General features: G+C 69.6%; 19 protein-coding genes and 1 pseudogene. 14 read left to right on the top strand and 6 right to left on the bottom strand.

Annotated features, from left to right (window positions below):
* Positions 1–18: 18 nt before the first annotated feature.
* Complete coding sequence (gene ligD, locus ACIRG5_RS44955) at positions 19–1,020, bottom strand: non-homologous end-joining DNA ligase (protein ID WP_402916990.1); 1,002 nt, start codon at positions 1,018–1,020, stop codon at positions 19–21.
* A gap of 9 nt (positions 1,021–1,029) precedes the next feature.
* Entirely contained in the window at positions 1,030–1,581 is a 552-nt protein-coding gene (locus tag ACIRG5_RS44950) for a TetR family transcriptional regulator (RefSeq protein ID WP_401023147.1), read from the bottom strand.
* An 88-nt stretch (positions 1,582–1,669) separates the two neighbouring features.
* Between ACIRG5_RS44950 and ACIRG5_RS44945 the strand changes: the two genes are divergently transcribed.
* From ACIRG5_RS44945 to ACIRG5_RS44930, 4 genes are read left to right on the top strand one after another with little or no spacing between them, the layout of a single operon-like run.
* Positions 1,670–2,815 (top strand): acyl-CoA dehydrogenase family protein, encoded by a 1,146-nt coding sequence (locus ACIRG5_RS44945; RefSeq protein WP_402916988.1) that lies wholly within the window; start codon positions 1,670–1,672, stop codon positions 2,813–2,815.
* A 10-nt stretch (positions 2,816–2,825) separates the two neighbouring features.
* Positions 2,826–3,995 carry an acyl-CoA dehydrogenase family protein gene (locus tag ACIRG5_RS44940; RefSeq protein WP_319981584.1) on the top strand — a complete coding sequence of 390 codons (1,170 nt, stop codon included), beginning with the start codon at positions 2,826–2,828 and terminating at the stop codon, positions 3,993–3,995.
* A gap of 15 nt (positions 3,996–4,010) precedes the next feature.
* Entirely contained in the window at positions 4,011–4,733 is a 723-nt protein-coding gene (locus ACIRG5_RS44935) for a MaoC/PaaZ C-terminal domain-containing protein (RefSeq protein ID WP_402916986.1), read from the top strand.
* A gap of 19 nt (positions 4,734–4,752) precedes the next feature.
* Positions 4,753–5,313 (top strand): LuxR C-terminal-related transcriptional regulator, encoded by a 561-nt coding sequence (locus ACIRG5_RS44930; protein ID WP_402916985.1) that lies wholly within the window; start codon positions 4,753–4,755, stop codon positions 5,311–5,313.
* Here the strand turns inward: ACIRG5_RS44930 and ACIRG5_RS44925 are convergent.
* Positions 5,310–7,091, bottom strand: a complete 1,782-nt coding sequence (locus ACIRG5_RS44925) for a LuxR C-terminal-related transcriptional regulator (protein ID WP_402916983.1) — start codon at positions 7,089–7,091, stop codon at positions 5,310–5,312. The genes ACIRG5_RS44930 and ACIRG5_RS44925 overlap by 4 nt on opposite strands.
* A gap of 397 nt (positions 7,092–7,488) precedes the next feature.
* On the opposite strand from ACIRG5_RS44925, the gene ACIRG5_RS44920 reads away from it, so the two are divergent.
* The gene (locus ACIRG5_RS44920) at positions 7,489–7,872 is read left to right on the top strand and encodes an SsgA family sporulation/cell division regulator (protein WP_402916981.1); all 384 of its coding nucleotides are present in this window, start codon (positions 7,489–7,491) and stop codon (positions 7,870–7,872) included.
* Here ACIRG5_RS44920 and ACIRG5_RS44915 read toward each other — a convergent pair.
* The 3 genes from ACIRG5_RS44915 to ACIRG5_RS44905 are packed head-to-tail and all read right to left on the bottom strand — an operon-like array spanning position 7,864 to position 13,093.
* Entirely contained in the window at positions 7,864–10,170 is a 2,307-nt protein-coding gene (locus ACIRG5_RS44915) for an ATP-binding protein (protein WP_402916979.1), read from the bottom strand. The genes ACIRG5_RS44920 and ACIRG5_RS44915 overlap by 9 nt on opposite strands.
* Positions 10,171–10,173: 3 nt before the next feature.
* On the bottom strand, positions 10,174–12,429 hold the full coding sequence (locus ACIRG5_RS44910; RefSeq protein ID WP_402916977.1) for a helix-turn-helix domain-containing protein: 2,256 nt from the start codon (positions 12,427–12,429) through the stop codon (positions 10,174–10,176).
* A 10-nt stretch (positions 12,430–12,439) separates the two neighbouring features.
* Entirely contained in the window at positions 12,440–13,093 is a 654-nt protein-coding gene (locus ACIRG5_RS44905; protein WP_402916975.1) for a GntR family transcriptional regulator, read from the bottom strand.
* 105 nt (positions 13,094–13,198) lie between these two features.
* Here ACIRG5_RS44905 and ACIRG5_RS44900 point away from each other — a divergent pair, with 105 nt between their 5' ends.
* The 9 genes and pseudogenes from ACIRG5_RS44900 to ACIRG5_RS44860 all read left to right on the top strand — a co-directional run bounded on the left by ACIRG5_RS44900 (position 13,199) and on the right by ACIRG5_RS44860 (position 19,835).
* Positions 13,199–14,152, top strand: a complete 954-nt coding sequence (locus tag ACIRG5_RS44900; protein ID WP_402916973.1) for an asparaginase — start codon at positions 13,199–13,201, stop codon at positions 14,150–14,152.
* 66 nt (positions 14,153–14,218) lie between these two features.
* Positions 14,219–14,509 carry a hypothetical protein gene (locus ACIRG5_RS44895; RefSeq protein ID WP_319981593.1) on the top strand — a complete coding sequence of 97 codons (291 nt, stop codon included), beginning with the start codon at positions 14,219–14,221 and terminating at the stop codon, positions 14,507–14,509.
* Positions 14,510–14,605: 96 nt separating this feature from the next.
* Positions 14,606–15,028 (top strand): peptide-methionine (R)-S-oxide reductase MsrB, encoded by a 423-nt coding sequence (msrB, locus tag ACIRG5_RS44890; protein WP_319981594.1) that lies wholly within the window; start codon positions 14,606–14,608, stop codon positions 15,026–15,028.
* Between the two features lie 257 nt (positions 15,029–15,285).
* Positions 15,286–16,185 (top strand): TIGR04222 domain-containing membrane protein, encoded by a 900-nt coding sequence (locus ACIRG5_RS44885; RefSeq protein WP_402916971.1) that lies wholly within the window; start codon positions 15,286–15,288, stop codon positions 16,183–16,185.
* Positions 16,186–16,274: 89 nt separating this feature from the next.
* Complete coding sequence (locus tag ACIRG5_RS44880) at positions 16,275–17,099, top strand: TIGR04222 domain-containing membrane protein (protein WP_402916969.1); 825 nt, start codon at positions 16,275–16,277, stop codon at positions 17,097–17,099.
* A 7-nt stretch (positions 17,100–17,106) separates the two neighbouring features.
* Positions 17,107–17,862 (top strand): annotated as a pseudogene (locus tag ACIRG5_RS44875) (TIGR04222 domain-containing membrane protein); the annotation flags it as partial.
* Complete coding sequence (locus tag ACIRG5_RS44870; RefSeq protein ID WP_402916967.1) at positions 17,862–18,653, top strand: TIGR04222 domain-containing membrane protein; 792 nt, start codon at positions 17,862–17,864, stop codon at positions 18,651–18,653. The pseudogene ACIRG5_RS44875 and the gene ACIRG5_RS44870, both read left to right, overlap by 1 nt.
* Positions 18,653–19,471, top strand: coding sequence for a DUF692 domain-containing protein (locus ACIRG5_RS44865; protein ID WP_330277937.1), 819 nt, complete (start codon positions 18,653–18,655; stop codon positions 19,469–19,471). Before ACIRG5_RS44870 ends, ACIRG5_RS44865 begins: the two co-directional genes overlap by 1 nt.
* 4 nt (positions 19,472–19,475) lie before the next feature.
* The gene (locus tag ACIRG5_RS44860; protein ID WP_402916964.1) at positions 19,476–19,835 is read left to right on the top strand and encodes a hypothetical protein; all 360 of its coding nucleotides are present in this window, start codon (positions 19,476–19,478) and stop codon (positions 19,833–19,835) included.
* Positions 19,836–19,839 lie beyond the last annotated feature (4 nt).

Genomic DNA, 19,839 nt, shown 5'->3' with positions numbered 1-19,839 from the left:
GCTCCAAACGGCCGGCTGTTACTCCTGCCTGCGAGCCCGCGACGGCTGCACGCGCAGCGGTTCTCCCGGCATCTTCGGGTAGTCCGGCGGATAGGGCATCTCCCCGCGCGGATCCGCCGCGTACCACTCCAGCAGCGTCTCGATCCCGAACGCCTCGGAGTCCAGCGAGGCGTGGAGATCTCCCCGCTCCTCCAGGTACTTCGGCACGGTCAGCACGTCGAAATCATCAGGGTCCACAGTGGACAACTCGTCCCACAGCACAGGTGTGGACACGGTCGCGCGAGGAGTGCCCCGCACCGACCAGGCCGAGGCGATCGTGCGGTCGCGGGCGGCCTGGTTGAAGTCGATGAAGACGCGCTCGCCGCGTTCTTCCTTCCACCAGGCCGAAGTCGCCAGCTTTGGTGCCCGCTTCTCCACCTCGCGCGCCAGGGCGATCACGGCGTGCCGGACGTCGACGAAGTCCCACTCCGGCCGGATCCGCACGGCGACGTGGATGCCTCGGCCGCCGGAGGTCTTCGGGTAGCCGGTCAGGCCGGCGTCGGCGAGCACCTCGCGCAGCACCAGCGCGACGCGGGCGGCGTCGGAGAAGTCGGTGCCCGGTTGCGGGTCCAGGTCGATGCGCAGCTCGTCCGGGTGGTCGACGTCGGAACGCCGCACCGGCCACGGGTGGAAGTCGAACGTGCCGAGGTTCGCGGCCCAGACGATCACGGCTTCCGAGGTCGGGCAGATCTCGTCGGCCGGGCGGCCGGACGGGAACTTCACCTGCACGGTCTCGACGTAGTCGGGAGCGCCTTTGGGAACGCGCTTCTGGTAGAACGCCTCGCCTTCGACGCCGTCCACGTAGCGCTTCAGGACCACCGGGCGGTCGCGCAGCACCGACAGCAGCACGGGTGCGACGGTGCGGTAGTACTCGACCACCTGCCGCTTGGTGATGCCCCGCGCGGGGAAGTACGGCTTGTCCGGGTTGGACACCCGCACCAGCTGGTCACCGACCTCGAGCTCGATCGCCTTGGAAGCCACGCCAGCACACTAAAGGCCGCGCACGAACGCCGCGAGCGCCAGCTCGAAGCTGTCGCGATCGAGTTCCCGTGCCACACCCGGTAGCAGGTGGGCGCGGTCGAGGTGGGGATAACGGTCGGTGTAGTCGGCGGGGTCTGCGGAGAAGCCGCTGGAGAACGAGCTCAGCGCGGAGCCGAACACGATGTACATCAGGCCCGCGGCGATCATCGTGGCCTCACGGCGTGACCAGCCGGCGTCGACCAACGCGCCGTGCAGCAGGTCGAGGCGTTGGAGCGACTCCTCACGACCGGCCGGGCCGTACGCGAGAAAAGGCACGATGTTCGGGTGCGACGACAAAGCCGCACGGTATGAGCGCGCGCATCGGATCAGGCCTTCGCGCCAGTCGACCTCGAAACCCGACACGTCGACCGTCGACAGGATCGACGACGCGATGTCGTTCAGCAGCTGGTCCTTCGTGCGGACGTGCCCGTACAGCGACGCGGCCTGCACTCCCAGCTCGGCGGCGAGCTTGCGCATGGACAGGCCGTCGAGGCCGTCGCGGTCGATGATGGCCAGAGCCACCGACCTGATGCGATCGGGGCTCAGCAGAGGGGTGCTCGGCCGGGGCATGTGAGTTAACCTAACACTGTTCGGTTAGTCGGGAGGGCCTGTGGATCTAACGCTTTCGGACGAACACCGGCAGCTCAGGGAGCTGGCCCGGCGCTTCGCCGACGAACGCATCGTCCCGCACGCCACGCGCTGGGACCGCGACGAGGCGATCGACAGGGACCTGGTCCCGGCGCTCGGCGAGGTCGGGTTCCTCGGGCTCGGCATCGACGAGCGCTACGGCGGCAGTGGCGGCGACAACCTCGCCTACTGCCTGGTGCTCGAAGAGATCGCGCGCGGCGACAGCGCGGTCAGGGGGATCATCTCCGTCTCGCTCGGGCTGGTCGCGAAGTCGATCGCCAAGCACGGCACCGAGGAGCAGAAACAACGCTGGTTGCCGGGCCTCACCGCGGGCACGCAACTCGGCTGCTTCGCCCTCACCGAACCCGGCACCGGCAGCGACGCGGGCAGTCTGACGACCAAAGCCACGAAGACCGAGAACGGCTACCGGATCAACGGCCGCAAGGTCTTCATCACCAACGGCACGTGGGCCGACGTCGCGCTCGTGCTCGCCCGCACCGGAGGCCCTGGCCCGAAGGGCATCTCGGCGTTCCTCGTGCCCACGGACACCGAAGGCTTCGACGCCACCGAGATCAAGGGCAAGCTCGGCATGCGCGGCCAGGCCACCGCCGAGATCACCCTCGACGACGTCGAGGTGCCCGACGACGCCCTGCTCAGCGACGAGGGCTTCAAACTCGCGATGGGCTCGCTCGACAAGGGCCGCATGTCCGTCGCGGCGGGCTGCGTCGGCGCCGCGCGAGGTGCCCTCGAAGCCGCGCTCAAGTACGCCAAGGAGCGCGAGCAGTTCGGCAAGCCCATCGCGGGCTTCCAGCTCGTCCAGGAACTGCTCGCGGACATGGCCGTGGAGACCGACGCCGCCAGGCTCCTGACGTGGCGCGTCGCCGACCTGGCCGACCGGGGCGAACCGTTCGGCACCGAGGCGAGCATGGCGAAGCTCTACGCCAGCGAAGCCGCGGTCAGGGTCGCCAACAACGCCATCCAGGTCTTCGGCGGCTACGGCTACATCGACGAGTACCCGGTGGGCAAGTACCTGCGGGACACCCGGGTCACCACCCTCTACGAGGGCACCAGCCAGATCCAGAAACTGCTCATCGGCCGGGCGCTGACCGGCATCAACGCGTTCGTCTGAAAGGAAAGCCATGGACTTCACGCTCGACGAGGAGCAGAAGGAGATCCGCGACTGGGTGCGGACCTTCGTGCGCAAGGAGATCATCCCGCTGGAGCCCGAGGTGCTGCGCCGCGAACGCGCGGGCCAGCCGGGTCTGCCGAAGGAGGAGCTCAAGGCGCTGCAGGACAAGGCCAAGCAGGCCGGGTTCTTCGGTGTCCTCACGCCGCAGGAGTACGGCGGCATGGGTCTCGGCGCGGTGATGACCGCACTCCTCGAAGCCGAACTGGGCCGGAGCTTCGTCCCGTTCCGCTTCGGTGGCTACGCGGACAACATCCTGTTCCACGGCAACGAGGAGCAGAAGCAGCGCTACCTGCTGCCGACGATCTCCGGCGAACGCGTCTCGTGCTTCGCGATCACCGAACCCGGCGCAGGCAGTGACGCCAAGGCCATCCGCACGTCCGCTGTGAGGGACGGCGACGAGTGGGTCATCAACGGCGAGAAGACCTTCATCACGCAGGGCAACGAGGCCGACTTCGTGATGGTGTTCGCGGTGACGGACAAGGAGAAGGGCGCCGACGGCGGCGTCACGTGCTTCCTCGTCGACCGCGACATGGGCTGGAAGTCCGAACCCATCCCGACCATGGGCCAGTGGGGTCCCGCGGCGCTGGTGTTCGACAACGTCCGCGTGCCGCACGAGAACATCCTCGGAGAGGAGGGCAAGGGCTTCCACCTCGCCATGCAGTGGATCGGCCAGGGCCGCTACCTGCTCCCCGCCCGCGCACTCGGCAGCGTCGAGCGCCTGGTCGAGATGGCGATCGACCAGGCCAAGAACCGCGTCACGTTCGGCCAGCCCATCGCCGAGTACCAGGCCATCCAGTGGATGATCGCCGACTCCGCGGTCGAGATCGAGGCGCTGCGCTGGCTCGTGCTGCACGCCGCGTGGCTCGTCGACCAGAAGCAGGACTCGCGGCAGGCGCAGTCGATCGCGAAGCTCTACGGCGGCATCAAGGCCAACGAGATCGTCGACCGCGTCCTGCAGATCCACGGCGGCATGGGCTACACCCGCGAACTGCCGATCGAGCGCTGGTACCGCGAACTGCGGCTGCTGCGCATCTACGAGGGCACCGACGAGATCCAGCGCCGCACGATCGCCCGCAACCTGCTCAAGGGCCACGCCAACATCCGAGGCACGCTCGGCTAGCCCTATCTTGGGGGAATGCTTCAACGAGACATCCTCGGCGTCGTCGAACGACAGGTCCGCACCTGGTCGGCCGGCGACGCCGAGGTGTACGCGGCGGCGACCGGCGGCCACTCCCCCGCGTTCGCCATTCCGTTGCTGCAGCACGGCGGCCCGCAGCTCGGGCTGACCGGCGCCGACATGACCCAGGTCCTGCACGCCGAACAGTCGTTGTGGCTGCACGGCAAGTTGCCGAGGCAAGGCTCGACGGTCGTCACCAAGACCGTCACGAACATCTACGACAAGGGTTCGGGCGCTCTCGTCGTCAGCACGTGGGAGTCCGAGTACGCGACAACGCGGTCGTCCTGCTTCATCAAGGGCGAAGGCGGTTTCGGCGGCGAACGTGGTGAGACGCGCGAGTTCACCGTCCCCGAGAAGCGCCACGAGATCAGCTTCTTCCAGACGACGGAAGACCAGGCGATGCGCTACCGCGAGACCGGCGACGTGAACCCGATGCACCACGACCCCGAGTTCGCGCGGCGGGCGGGGTTCGCGAAACCCGTCCTGCACGGCCTGTGCACGCTCGGAATCACCGTGGGCGGCCTGGACTTCACCGAGCTGCACGCCCGGTTCACCGCGCCCGTGACGCCCGGCGACGAGCTCCGGATCGAACGCTGGCCGACCGGCGAGTTCCGCACGTTCGCGAAAGATCAGCAGGTTCTCGTCGGATCGGTTCGGTTTTCCGAAGTGGACGGCCGCTGAAACCTCGCACGATCGTGTCATGAGTAGTGCCCTGGCAACCGTGGACTCCGGAATCGAACCGGTGCGCGTGGCGGTGGAGTCCCGTGACCTGATCAGCGCGGCCGGCGTGACGCACCTGTTGAAGACCACACCGCGGGTGCGCGTGGTGCAGGACCGTTCGGACGCGCATGTGCTGCTGGCCCTGGTGAACGAGCTGTGCGCGCAGCAGGCCGCACGACTGAGGGCCTGCGGTTCCGCCAGGATCGTGGTGATCGCGGCCCGCGTGCACGACCTCACACCGTCGATCGCGGCCCAGGCCGGGCTGGCGCTTCCGTTGCGGCGAGCCGACGTCAACGCCGAACGCCTCGTCAAACTGCTCGTCGGCGGCCAGCCCGTGCAGGACCGCTCCCCGGTGCTGAACGACCGCGACCTGCACCTGCTCAAGCTGCTGGCGGACGGCGCGACGATCGCGGAGGTCGCCGCGCGGCTGTTCTGCTCGGAGCGGACCGTGAAGTACGCGCTGCACCAGCTGCTCGAACGGTTCGGGCTGCGCAACCGGGTGCACGCGGTGGCGTGGGCGCTGCGCTCCGGCCTTCTCTAGGCGGGAAAGACGGCGGAGAGCTGCACGCGCCTGCTGATCCCGACCTTGCGGTAGACGCGGGTGAGGTGCAGCTCGACCGCCCGTTGCGTCACGCCGAACCGCGCGGCGATCGCCCGGTTCGTCTCCCCTTCCAGCACCAGCAAGACGATTCGGGACTCGTGCGGCGTCAGCTTGTCCCACGCCGGCCCGCGCGCCGGCCGGTGCCGTGGTTCCGCCAACGCCGCCCGTGCCCGGTCCGCCAGCTCGGTGGCCCCCGCCCGTTCAGCGTCGGCCAGGGCGGCCCGCGCGGCTCCGAGAGCGAGGTGCATGCGGGCGCGCTCGCGCAGCAGCAAGACGCACGCCCAGGCCGGTGACAACGCTCCCGTGTAACCGAGCCGCACCAACATCTCCCGCGCCTCACCCGGACATCCAGCGTCCACACAGGACGCCACGAACGCCGCCGCACCCAACGCCACACAGCCGCGCAACGGTGACGCCTGAGCGAGTTCCCGCATCAGCCGGGAGACTTCGGGGTGATCGCCGTTGGCCCGGTGCGCCCACATCTCCAGCGCCGTCAGCCAGTCCCGTTCCGCGCCGACGAGCCGAGCCCGAAGCTGCGGCGCGAGTTCCAGCACCACCTGCTCGGAACCCTGCCGCAGCAACCCGAGTCCGGCGAAAGCGAGCGACGGGACCACGAGCGGCCCGCTCTCCGGAAGATCGCGCAGCGCCTGTTCGGGATCCTCCGGAACGACCGGATCCCCGCCGGGCAGGTCCTCGTCGCACTGCCAGTCGAGCACCACCGCGTCGAACCAGTCCCCGGCGGCGGCCCGCTGCCGGGCGAGTTCGCCGGCCAGGGGCGCGATCCCGCAACGCAGGTGGAGATCCGCCATCGCCACGGCCACCTCCACGGCGACCTCGCCGGTCAGCGGTTCGCGCAGAGCAGCGCGCAGACACCTCGCCGCCTGCTCCGGCCGTCCCGCCGCCCGATGCAGGCGCGCCGCGGCGTGCAGCACCGGCGCCGTCCACCCCGCCCCGACGGGTTCCGCGCACGCCACCACGTGCTCGGCGACGACGACCGGTGAATCACACCGCCGCCGCAGGACCTGAGCGGCCGCGAGGTGCAGGTGTTCGCGCTCCTCGGGCACCATCTCGTGCCGGATCGCGTGGCTCAGCGCAGGCGTCTGGACGCGCATCGGTTCGTCGACGGCCAGGCGCTCGTCGACAAGCCGTTCGAACGCGGCCAGCGTGCGGAACGAGCCCATTCCGGCGACCTCGCACAGCACGTCCAGCGACGTGCTCCCCAGCACCGCAAGCGCTCGCGCGACCGCCACCGCGTCGGCGTCCAGCACCTGCCGGCTACGGCGTACGGCTCGCAACAGCCGCGGCACTCGCAAAACAGGGAACATGACGCGCAACGCAGAGACTGAAACGTCCGTTACAACCTCTAACACATCGCTCAGCACCCCCGGCGCACCGCCGCTGTACTCCAGGCACAGCGCGGCCAGTTCCGGCGAGACCTCGACGTCGAACCGCCGCCGGATCATTTCCGCCACGGCCTCGGCGCCGATCGGCCGCAACGGCACCCGCACGGCGTCGAAAACCGACAAATCGTCCGGATCGCAGTCACCCGCGAGCAGCACCGCGCCGCGGAAACGCGCCAGCCGGTCAGCCTCTTCCTCACTCAGGCGCTCGACGTCGTCGACTACCAGCACCGTGTGGCTGTCGACCCCGCTCAACGCCCGCAACCCGCGAACCGGCCGCAACCCGCTGCGCAACGCGATTGACGACGCAACGGTCAACAATGCACTTTTGCCCATACCAGTTGCACCATGCACAACGCACGATCGAGCGCCACTGCTCAACGCGTCCGTCAACAGGGCGATCTCCCGCTCACGGCCCACGAGCAGGCCACCTGCCTGGCGCACGGCGGTACCAACCAGACCGTCGAGGCCGGGGCGAAGTGGGGCAACCATGTCAGCCAGCAAATCGTGAGTGCCCCGGCAGGACCATGCAGAAGCACCGGCAGAAGTTCCGCAGGTCTGCCCCTTCGCACAGCATCCCCGGCCGACGCGCCGGCGGAGAACGCGAAAACCATTCAACCAATCAATTGGTAATGGCAACAGGACACGATGAACCAATTCGGTTCCCATTACGTGATGTCTTAAGTACCCATGGCGAACACTTCAGGGAGTCCCGATGCGGGTCGCGTCACGCACCGTCTTCGACTTCGTCCGGCCGAACGGTTCCACCGCCCCGGTCGAGACCGAGCTGCTCTACCGGTCGGAAGACCCCTTCGCGGTCACGATGAAGTTCCGCTCCGGCGGCTCCGTCACCACCTGGGTCATGGGCAGAGACCTGCTCGCCGAGGGCATCAGCAGGAGAGCGGGCGACGGCGACGTGCGGTTGCGGCCGCACTCGAGCCGCGTGCTGGTGCTGGAGCTGGTCTCGGACCGGCACATGACGGTGTTCCGGGTGCCCGCGGGCACACTGCGGAAGTTCCTCGACGCCACCTGGCGGCTCGTGCCGGCCGGGTCCGAGCGGTTCGACGCCGACGCGTTCCTGAGCACCGTCCTACGCTGACCGGATCCCGAGCGCGTCCGCCACGTCCTGCTGCAGCCTGGTCATGCCGGGCGACTCGTAGCCCTCGCACTCGGCCAGCGCGCGCACCCGGTGCCCGATCGCCGCGTCGCTCTCGCCCATGCGGTCGCAGAGCCCGGCGAGCTCCATCAGCACGGACACCCTGAGTTCCGGGTCGGACAGCGACTCCACGGCCCCGGCCAGTTGATCCCGCGCCTCGGCAAGCCGTCCGGCGGCGGCCAACGCGTGACCTCGGGTGTGCCGGGCCATCGACACCAGGTTGGCCGCTCCGCGACCGGTCAGTTCCTCGGCCAGCGCCACCACCCCGAGCGCCTCCGCGTGATCGCCCGCAGCGACCAGCGCGTCCGCCAGGCGCAGCACCAGCTGGGCGGCGTTCTCCAGGGCCACGCCACGCTCGTTGCCTCGCAACACGCGTTCTTCCTCGACGCATGCCCGGTGCGTCTCGACCGCCTCGGCGAAACGGCCCAGCCGTTGCAGCAGAACACCGGAGTAGGACAGCGCGAGCACCACGTTCATCGGCTGACCGGTCTCCCGGAACAGCTCGGCGGCCCGCCGGGCGTGGGTCACTCCGGCCTCGTGGTCGTCGAGCCGGGTCTCGACGGCCGACCGGTAGTAGTGCGCCCAGGCAGTCTCCTGCACCGAGCCGCAGTCCCGCGCGGCCCGCAACGCCTCCTCGTGCCACCGCAGGGCCAGCGGGATGTTGGTGTGGCGCGCGACGTAGACCCAGCAGACGAAGTTCAGCTGTTGCGCCTGCCGCCCCCGTTCGCCCAGTTCCCCCGCCGCGGCGACACCCGCCGTGTAGATCTCCAGCCACAGCTCGCCCGTGCCGCGGTGGTCGGAGTACCAGTGCATCGACGTCGCCAGCGCCAGCACCTGCTCGTGGGCGCCGTCGGCGACGGCCTGCCGGAACGCACCGCGCCAGTTCGCCAGTTCGTCCGACAACCAGCGGCCCGCGCTGACCAGGTCCGACGCGCCCTGGCCCGGCAGGAACGCCGACGCGGACCGGGTCGCGGCGGTCAGCAGCCAGTCGCGCGTGCGCAGGCGGTGCGTCTCCACGTCGGTTTCGTCGCTGTACAAGCGTTCGCGCGCGTAGTCGCGGATCAGGTCGTGGAACGAGTAACGGCCGGGAACATCCGGCCGGAGCAGGCTCGCGTCGACGAGTTCCTCCAGCACCGTCTCGGCGTCGTCGATCCCGGCGGCCACCGCGGCGAGCGCGACGGACGTGTCCGGGCCGGGGATCAGCGCGAGCCTGCGGAACAGCGTCGCGGTCTCGGGCGCGAGCAGCCGGTAGGACAGCTCGAACGCGGTGCGGACCTGGACGTCGCCGGTCGCGAGCACGTCGAGCCGTGCGCGTTCGTCGGAGAGCTGCTCGGCGAGGTGCCGCAACGACGACGTGGTGCGGCCCGCGATGGCGAGCGCCAGCGGAACACCTCCGCACAGGGTCGCGACCCGGTCCGCCGACTCGGGATCGGCCGCGATCCGATCGGTGCCGGCGGTCGCGGCGAGCAACTCGACGGCGCCGTCGTGCCGCAGTGGGCCGAGCTCGACGCGCGAGCGACTGTTCAGGCCCGCCAGGACGTTGCGGCTGGTCACGACCACGAGCGAACCGGGGCTGGCGGCGAGCAGCGGCCGGACCTGGGCCTCGTTGGCGGCGTTGTCGAGCACGAGCAGCACGGTCCGTTCGCGCAGCATCGACCGGTAGAGGCGGAGACCGTCGTTGGGATCGGACGGCATCTTGGCGTCCGGCACGCCGAACGCCCGCAGCAGCAGCGCGATCGCCCGTTCCGCCGACAACGGGAACGTGTCCATGCCGCGCAGGTCGAGATGCAGGCAGCCGTCGGTGAACCGGTCGGCGAACCGGTGCGCCGCGTCGACCGCGAGAGAGGTCTTCCCCACGCCAGGAGGTCCGTGCACGACAACGACGTCCAGCACGGACGACGCGGCCGCACGGCAGATGCACTCCGCCAACTGCTGCTGCTCTGCCTCACGGCCGATGAGCGGTTCAGCCGGAGGTGGCGCGCAGTCCGTGCGTTCGGGGCGTGCTCGCACGGCTTCCGACGACCGTGCGAGTGCCACGAACTCCTGGGCCTCGGCACCGTCCAGGCCGAGCCCGGACACCAGCAGATCGACGGTCTGGGCCTGCGGGGTGTGCACGCGGCCACGTTCGAGATCGCTCAGCGTGCGGACGCCCAGGCCGGCGCGCGCGGCGAGGTTCTCCTGGGTGAGGGCCGCCCGGCGCCGGTAGAACCGCAGGAACTCGCTGAAGGTGGTCGCCCGCATCCCTCACCCTCCGGACAAGCGCTTCCGCACCTCGGCGGCGATCTCGCGCGTGGCGTCGGTGTCCCATCGTTCACACGCCGCGAGCGAGTCTCGCAGATGATGTTGATACGCGCTGTGGTCGCCCCGTGACTCGGCGTTGTCGGCGAGCGCGCGCAGGATCTCGATCTCCCCGAGTCCGTCGCCGATCGCGCGGAACCCGGCGAGCGCCTGACCGAGGTCCTCGTCGGACTCGGTGAGCCGGCCCGCCGCGCGGTGGGCGAGGGCGCGGTGCCACAATGTCCGGGCGAGCCACGACGCCATCTGCGCGCGTTTGTAGACGTCCTCGGCCTCAGTCAGTGCTGCGACGGCGTCATCGGGCCTGTCGACGTCTATCAGGGCGAGGCCGAGCCATCCGAGCGTGCGGCCCAGCGCGGAGAGTTCGTAGATGGTGTTGGCGTAAGCGCGTTGTTCCTTCGCTACCTCTTCGTGTGCGGTCACGGCGGCGATGGGCCGATTCATCGACCGCCACAGCACGCCGAGCACGGACCGTGCGTAGTGCTCGTCCATGGGCTCGTGCATCGAGTCGATCGCTTTGAGGCACACGCGTTCGGCCTCGTCGAAGTGGCCGAGCCCGCTGTGCGCGGCCGACGCGATCAGCCACACCCAGCCGAGGTGCCCGGTCTCCCCCGACTCCTCGGCGACGCGGGCCGCGCGGGTCAGCACCTCCAGCGCCGGTCCTGGCCGGCCGGCGACGTCGAACAGCACCCAGCCGAGCTGGCCGAGCACGACGATCTCCTGCCACGGCTCGCGGGCGGAGGCGAGGGCGAGGCGGAAGACGCGTTCCCAGACGAGGCCCGGTTCGATGGCCGCGTAGTGCGAGAGTGCGATCACCGCGCGGGCCACCTCGTCGTGCAGGTCCCTGGCCTGCGCCCGTTCGACGATCTCGGGCAGCAGGTCGCGGTGCTCGTCCAGCCAGCGCCTTCCCGTTGCCACGTCGGGGAAAGTCCTGCCTCGCGGACGCACCCGCCGCGCGTCGCCCGTCTGTCCGAAGAGGACTCCGGCGGCCACGGTGGTCTCCAGCAGCCAGGCGAGCATCCTGCGGTCGGCGCCGTCGTCGGTGGCGTCGATCAGGCCGGTGGCGAACGTCCGGACGAGGCCGTGGATCGCGTAGCCGTGGTCGTCGGGGTCGAGCAGGCTGACGTCGGCGAGTTCCTCCAGCGCCAGTTCGGCCTCGGCGACCGGGAGGCCGGTCAGTTCGGCCGCGAGCGCCGGGGTGACGTGGGTGCCGACGAGCAGTCCGAGCCGCCGGAACACCAGCCGCGCGGTCTCGGGCAGGTGCGCCAGCGAGACCTCGAAGGCGCCACGCACGTCGAGATCGCCCGCGGTGAGCGCGGCCAGGCGGCGTTCCTCGATCTGCTCCACGAGATGACCGAGGGGCCAGCGCGGACGGCTGGCGAGCCGGTTGCCCGCGATCCTGAGCGCGAGCGGCGACATCCCGCACAGCCGGACGAGCTCCCGCGCGGTCTCGTGGTCCGCCTCGACGCGGTGCGCCCCGATGATCGACGCGAGCAACTCGAGGGCGCACGGCTCGGTGAGCCCGCCGAGCCGGATCCAGGTGGCGTCCGCCAGCCCGGCGAGCCTGCGCCGGGAGGTGACGATCGTGAGGCAGCCCGGATCGGCTTGGAGCGTGCGGATCTCCTCTTCCGTGCGCGCACCGTCGAGCACGAGCAGAAGGCGCTTGTCCGCGAGCAACGACCGGTAGAGCCGCGTCTGGCCGTTCACGTCCTCGGGCACGTGTTCTGCGGGCACTCCCAGGTCTTTGAGCAACCGCTGGAGCGGCTGTGCGGAGCCCTCCAGGTCGATGAGCAGCTGACCGTCCGGAAAGCCGCCCTCCAGCAGATGGGCGGCCCTCACCGCGAGGCTGGTCTTACCGGTTCCCGCGGCGCCGTGGACGACCACGAGTCCGTTGGGCTTGTTCGCGATGGCGTCGAGTTCGGCGTCCCGGCCGACGAGGTCCGCGACGTACATCGGCAACGACCAGACCGGGCTGCTCAACGCGACCCGGCCGGTCCTGGCGAGCCTGCGCAGTTCGGCGCGGCCGGCCTCGTCGAGGTCCAGCGCGTCGAGGAGGGCCTCGGTCGTGCGGCGCTGCGGGGAACGGGCGCGGCCGCGTTCCATGTCGCTGATGGCGCGGACGCTGACACCGGACCGTTCGCTGAGCTCTTCCTGACTGAGCCCGGCGTTCTTGCGGTGCTGCACGAGCCGGGCGCCGAACGTCATGTAACAGAAGTTAGTGGGTCAAACTCGTCAGCATCTGCGCACACACCCGAGAGAGGTGCCTGCGCATCACCGTCGACGCCTTGGCCGCGTCGCCGTCCGCGATCGCCCGCACGAGTTCGTCGTGGTCGTCCATCGACGCGTGCTGGTGCGGCGGGTCGTCCGCCAGCGCACTGCGCAGCAGCACCACGCGCTGCTGCACGAGCCGGACCTGCTCGGAGATGTACGGGCTGCGGGCGGCGTGCAGCAACGTCTGGTGGAACGCCAGATCCAACCGGTACGGGAACGGCTGCCCGGCCTTGTAGTTGCGCCTGCTCTCCGCGCAGACCTCCTGCAGCCGCACGAGATCCACATCGGTCCGGCGCGACGCCGCCAGTTCCGCCGCCGCGCACTCCAGCGCGGTGCGCAGCTCGAACAACGCCCTGACGTCGTCAGGACTGGCGTCGGGCACGAACGCGCCTCGGTGCGGGACCAGCGTCAGGAGGCCCTCGGAGGCCAGGTGCCGGATCGCCTCGCGCAACGGCCCGCGGCTGATGCCGAGCTTCTGCGCCACCTCGACCTCGTTGACCCGCGAGCCTGGAGGGATCTCCCCGGTGAGCACCTGCTCTCGCAGCACGTCCACGGCCTGCCCGGCCAGACTGAGGTGCAGGGGCGTCGGGGGTGTCACCTTCGTCTCCTGATCTGGACGGCACCGGCCGTCCTCCCGCTAAACTAGCGAACATGTCAACTGTCGACAGTTGGCAGTTTCGGATCTGAGCGCGGGAGGGGCGACATGGGACACGAAGTGGTGGCCGAGGTCTGGCGGGGCGACTTCCTGGAGTCCGTGCACCACGGCACCGTCGTCGCGACCGATCCGTCCGGTTCCCCGGTGCTGTCGGTCGGCCGCCCCGGCGACGTCGCGTTCCCGCGCTCGTCGAACAAGCCGCTCCAGGCCCTCGCGATGCTCCGCAGCGGCCTCGACCTCGACGGCGAACTGCTCGCCCTGGCCTGCGCCTCCCACTCGGGCGAGGACTTCCACGTCGACGGCGCCCTGCGGATCCTGGCCTCGGCCGGTCTGACCGAGGACGCGCTGCGGTGCACCCCGGACCTGCCGCTCGGCGAGCAGGCGCGTGCCCAGCACCTCGCGCAGGGCCTCGCCGCCGCCCCGAAGTACATGAACTGCTCCGGCAAGCACGCCGCGATGCTCGCCACCTGCGTCGCCAACGGCTGGCCCACTGACACCTACCTCGACCCGACGCACCCGCTGCAGGTCGCGACCCGTCAGACGATCGAGGACGTGGCCGGCGAGCCCGTCGCCCAGGTCGGTGTGGACGGCTGCGGCGCCCCGATCTTCGCCATCAGCCTCACCGGCCTCGCCCGCGCGTTCGGCCGTCTCGCCGCCGCTGCCCCCGGCACCCTCGAACACCGCGTCGCCACCGCCATGAACACCTTCCCCCAGTGGGTCGGTGGCACCGGCCGCGACGTCACCGTTCTCATGGCCGCCCTGCCCGGCGTCATCGCCAAGGACGGCGCCGAGGGCGTCTACGCGGTCGGCTTGCCCACCGGTGAGGGCGTGGCGCTGAAGATCGCCGACGGCTCGTCGCGCGCCCGTGCGGTCGTCATCGTCGCGGTGCTCAAGCGGCTCGGCGTGGACGTGAGCAAGGTCGAGGACCTCGCCACCGTGCCGGTTCTCGGGCACGGCCGCGCGGTCGGCGCCGTCAAGCCGTCCCTCGCGCTCGCGAGTTGACCGCCACTTCGGCGGTGAACGCCCAGCACACCGGAATCCCCTCCCCCAGCCACTAAGCTGGGAGTTATGGGCGATTCGAAGGACGAGAACGAGAAGTTCCAGGAGGAACTGATCGGCCTCGACCCACACGATCCCGAGACGAAGGCGTTCGCCGACCATCTCGACAAGATGAAGCGGCAACGCCCCGGCTTCACCGTCGAGGGCTACCTGGACGGCGTGCAGGACTTCGCCGACTCGGCGAACCGCACGACCGGGCACCAGCGGCTCGTCGCCGTGATCGTGGTGGGGCTCATCCTGCTGGGCGTGCTCCTCACGATCTGGTTCGCGCTGGGCGACATCCTCGCCATCATCTTCTGATTCCACACGAGGACGAGTCCTTAACGGGGCCTTACGGCGCCGCAGGCCACACCCTCGCCGGGAAGCCCCAGGGGCGCCGCGGAGTTATAAAGAGTCATGGAACCTGTTGTCGGCACCACCCCCAAGGTCGTGCGTTCCGAAGAGGAATGGCGCGCCCAGCTCAACCCCGCCGAGTTCGCGGTGCTGCGCCAGGCCGGCACCGAGCGCCCGTGGACCGGCGAGTACACCGAGACCAAGACCGAGGGCCTCTACGAGTGCCGTGCGTGCGGGGCCGAACTGTTCCGCAGCGACACCAAGTTCGACTCGCACTGCGGCTGGCCGTCGTTCTTCTCGCCGCTGGCCGGAGACTCGGTGATCCTGCGCGAGGACCGGGCGCTCGGCATGAAGCGCGTCGAGGTGCTCTGCGCCACGTGCCACAGCCACCTCGGGCATGTTTTCGAGGGTGAGGGGTATCCCACCCCCACGGACCAGCGCTACTGCATCAACTCCGTCTCCTTGAAACTCGTTCCGTCCGAATAGGAGACTGAGCCTCAGTCCGGTCACCAAGGCCCGGACAGACCTGGGAGGCCATCATGAACGTCCGCATCGTCCTGCGCGGCACCGACGGCGAAGGCTCCAGCGGTGTCGACGGCGGCTCGTCGAGCTAGCCAGAAGCGCGGAACAGTGACAGAAAGCGGCCAACCCTAAGGCTTCGTCAACAAGCCTTGTGAGGCTGTGGCGCGGACCACACCATTGACCCACCGAAGCACTTTCGGGGCAGTCAGGGGGTGGGTCGCATGCAGAGGCCTTGGGGATTGTCCGGACCGGAGTTCCTTCAGCTCTACTGGATCGGGCTGGCGCTCGCCGTGCTGGTCGCGATCGTCGTTCGGGTACGCGTGCGGGCGGGTCACAGCACCCAGCCCGTGCGCTCACTCGACATGGACGAGCTCGCATATCTTGCGGGCGGTCCAAGGCGCGTGGTCGAAACGGCCGTCGCGCGACTGCTCACCGCGGGTGAGCTCAGGACTTCACGGCGTGGCACCGTTCAGGTCACGTCCACCACGAAGTCGCTGAACCAGGTGGACCGCGCCGTCATCACCGACTGCCAGCGCTACACCAACCGCACCGTCAACCTGATGATCCCCGCCGTCGCGGCGGACGGCGTGGTCACGGCGATCGGGCAGCGCCTGCGGGACATGGGCCTCGTGGTCGACCCGGCCGTCGCGAAAAGCGCTCTGCGCAAGGGATCCATCGCTTTGTGGGTGCTGCTCGTGATCGGGTTCGCGCGCTGGATCAACGGCCTCGCGATCGGCGCGAACATCGGCTGGCTCACGCTTCAGCTCGTCCTCGCGGGCCTGCTGATCGTGCTTCTCACGCGGCGCGGCAAGCACGTCCGCACCAGCAAGGGCAACCGCGTGCTCGACGACGCTCGCACCACGAGCACCAGGGCGGCGGGAAGCGTGGACGAGGTCGTGTACGCGGGCGCGGCCGGCGCGGTTCTGTTCGGCGGCCTCCTCGTCTACCCGGATCTGGCGGTGCGCACCTCACTGCTCGCGTCGTCCGGTTCCGGCAGCTACAGCAGCAGCTCCGGCAACAGCACGTGTTCGGTCGGTTCTTCTTCGTGTTCGAGCGGAAGCAGCTGCGGTGGCGGTGGAGGCGGCGGCTGTGGTGGCGGGTGCGGCGGCGGAGGCGGCTGATTCACCATTCGGTCCTTTTCAGGTAACGACAGGAACCCAGGGGTAGATCTCACGTCGAAGATGCACTGACACCAGTGAGGGGAGTGCTGATGTCCAACTCTTCGACACCGCACCAGGCCACGTGGTCCGCGGAGGAGATCGGGTTCCTGGCAGGGGGACCGGGCAGGGCGGCGGAGGCCGTTCTCGCCCGGCTGCTGGACGGCGGTCTCGTGCGCATCTCCCGCGAGGGACTCGTGACCGCCGTCCACCAGAACGGTTACGGCGCCAGGACGGCGCTGGAGGCGTACGTCCTCGCCGGACTCCAGGGCACCGCTCGCCCCATCCAGCAGGTCGTGCAGGTCACGCGAGCGAGCCACGAGATGGGCGCGCTGCACCAGAGCCTCGTCGACCGCGGCATGGTGCACCGCCGGTTCGGCAGGCCCCGCGGCGGCAGGATCGCGTTGCGGGTGGTGCTGTTCGTGCTGGCGTTCGTCTCGGTGTTCGTCGCCTTCGCGATCGACCCGAGACTGTTCCTGCTGACGGCGCTGCTGGTGTTCCTCGCGATCCTGCTGCGGAACCCGGGCAGGCTCACGCGAAACGGCAAGACCGTGTGGATGTACGCGATGAGGACCCGCAGCAGTGCGGACTCGGTGGCGTTGTTCGGGCTGCGCCGGGGCAGGCAGCGCACGACGTCCTCCGCCCCGTACGTCGGCACCAGCGGTTGCAGCTCGTACGACTGGGACCACCACAGCTGCGGCGGCACGTCGAGTTGTGGCGGCAGCAGTTGTTCGACCAGCAGCTGCAACAGTTCCAGCAGCTGCGGCAGTTCCAGTAACTGCAGCAGTTCCAGCAGCAGTTGTTCCAGCAGCAGTTGTTCGAGCAGCAGTAGCAGCTGCAGCAGTTCGAGCAGCAGCTGCAGCAGTTCCAGCAGTTGAGGGGGAATCGATGACGAAACCGACAGACACGCAGGGGGCGTGGCTGTCCGCGGAGGAGGCCGGTTTTCTGACGGCCGGTCCCGGACGGGCCGCGGAGACCGTGCTGGCCCGGCTGATCGACCACGGCCTGCTGCGGGTGTCACGCGACGGACTGGTCTCCGCGGTGCACCAGGACGGCCAGGGCGCCACCACATCGGTCGAAGCGCGGATGCTGAGCTTCGCTCGGACCCCCATCCAGTTCGACGCGATCGTCCTGGCGACCAGGAACTGCACGGAGGTGGCGCAGCTGTACCGGCAGCTGCTCAGCCGCGAGCTCATGCGGGTGCCTCACCGCCGCTACGAAGGCCGGTGGTTCTCACTCGCGGTCGCGGGTGTCTCGGTGGTGCTCGGGTTCATCTCACCCGCGTTCCTCATCGCCGCCGTGATCGCACTGGGTTTCTTCGTCTGGCAGAACGGCAGCGGCCCGATCACCCCGGCAGGCAGAGAAGCCCTGAGCCAGGTGAAGGCGAGCGACCGGGTGCACGTGGTGGCGCTGTACGGGTTCGACGGCAAGGTCCGCGGGAAGGACGTCGGTGCGCTGTTCGACTTCCCGCGTCGTGTTGTGGGGACGGTCCCGCGCAGGCCCGCCAGGGCGAAGCGGAGGTCCATCTGGAACGGTGGCGGGTGCGGTTCGTCGTCGAGCTGCGGCAGTTCCGGTTGTGGCAGTTCCAGTTCCAGTTGTGGCGGCGGAAGCGGCTGCGGTGGCGGCGGAGGGGGAGACTGATGGCGGCACCAACGGCGGCAACGGGCACGCGAGTGTCCCCGGAACAGATCGGCTATCTGACGGAGGGCCCCGGCCGGGCCGCGGAGACCGCGCTGGCGAGGTTGCTGGACGCCGGTCTCGCGCGGGTGTCACGTGACGGGATCGTGTCCGCCGTGCACCAGAACGAGCTGGGCGCCACGACCGCGGTCGAGACGCTCATCCTCATCGGCCTGAGCAAGCCGGTGCGGTTCGACGCGGTCGTGCGGAACGCCGCGAAGAGCTCGGAGATGCGGGCGTTGCACCAGCAGTTGCGTGCACAGCGACTGACCCGGAACCCGCGTCCCCGCCTCGCGGCGTGGTGGGTCTTCCTCGCGATCGGCGTCGTTCTGGGCCTGGCCGCCTTCCTGGAGCCGTGGACGCTCTTCGGGGCAGTGGGGTTCTTGGGCTTCGCGTATTGGACATATGGCGCGAAACCGCTCACCAGGGCAGGGCAGGCGGCGTTGAAGGACGTGACCGCGAGCGACCGGGTTCTCGCCGTGGCGCTGGAAGGCTTCCGCGGCAGGATCGAGAACCGGAGCGTCGGCGAACTCTTCGGGCTGCCGCAGAGCGTCGTCAAGATGCTGCCGCGCAAGAGGAAGAACAAGGCCCGCCGGCGTGGCGGTCGTGCCGCTTCGAGTGCGGCGGCCTGCGGCAGCAGCGCCTGCGGCTCCAGCGGTTGTGGTAGCAGTAGCAGTTGTTCGTCGGGCAGCAGCTGCGGTGGTGGCGGCAGCAGCTGTGGCGGCGGTGGCGGAGGAGGCGGAGGAGGCGACTGATGGCGGGCATCAAGGACCTGGGTGTCGGCATCGGCTGGCGCTCGGAGATCGACCTGACGGTGGAACGGTTGCCCGGCGTGGACTTCGTCGAGGTCGTCGCCGAGAACCTCCACATCGGACACCTGCCGGAGTCGGTGACGCTGTTGCTGGAACGCGGCGTCCCGGTGCTCCCCCACGCCGTGTCGCTGTCACTGGGCGGCGCGGACCAGGTCGATCTGCACCGCGTCGAGCACCTGGGCGCGGTCGCCGAGGCGGTCGGCGCGCCGATGGTCAGCGACCACGTATGCTTCGTGCGGGCGGGCGGCCTCGACTCCGGGCACCTGATGCCGGTGCCGCGCACCAAGGACGCGCTCGACGTGCTCGTCGCGAACGTCAAGCTCGCCCAGCGGAACCTGCCCGTGCCGCTGGCGCTGGAGAACGTGGCCGCATTGCTGGAGTGGCCGGACGGCGAGCTGTCCGAGGGCCAGTTCCTCGCCGAGCTCGTCGAGCGCACGGACTGCTGGCTGCTCGTGGACGTCGCGAACCTCTACGCGAACGCCCGCAACATCGGCACGGACCCGGAGCGGTTCCTGGACGAGATCCCGCTGGAACGGCTGGCGTACGTGCACGTGGCCGGCGGCGAACAGCACGGCGACATCTACCACGACACGCACGCCCACGCGGTTCTGCCGGAAGTCCTGGAAGTGCTGGACGAACTGTGCTCGCGCGTCGCGCCGCCCGGCGTTCTGCTGGAACGCGACGACAACTATCCGTCCGACACCGAAATCGCGAGCGAACTGGCCGCGATCCGCGCCGTCGTGGACAAACACCGTGACTGAAATCGTGAACGAGAATGAAGTTTCGGCGGCACGCGAAAGGCTTGCCACCCAGCAGGCGGAGCTGCTAAACGCATTGCTCGGCAACGGTCCGGCACCGGCGGGATTCGACGAACAACGCCTGGCTGTCGAACGCCGCGCGCTGTTGTCGAAACGGCGCGGCATCGTGCGGATGCTGGGTCCGGCGGTCGCCGACGAGCTCGGCGACCGGTTCCGGCCGCTCTTCGACGCCTACGCCGTCGAACACCCACGTCGTGCGGGCTCACGCGCGCGCGAGGACGCCGCGGCGTTCGCGGAATGGTGCCGCGCTTCCGGAGAACTGTCAGCAAAACGCAAGGCTCGCTGGAAGTTCTGGCAGTCGAACTGACGGG

The sequence above is a fragment of the Lentzea sp. NPDC102401 genome (genome assembly GCF_044765805.1).
In the GTDB taxonomy this organism is placed as follows: domain Bacteria; phylum Actinomycetota; class Actinomycetes; order Mycobacteriales; family Pseudonocardiaceae; genus Lentzea; species Lentzea sokolovensis.
This window is presented reverse-complemented; position numbering and strand designations above follow the sequence as displayed.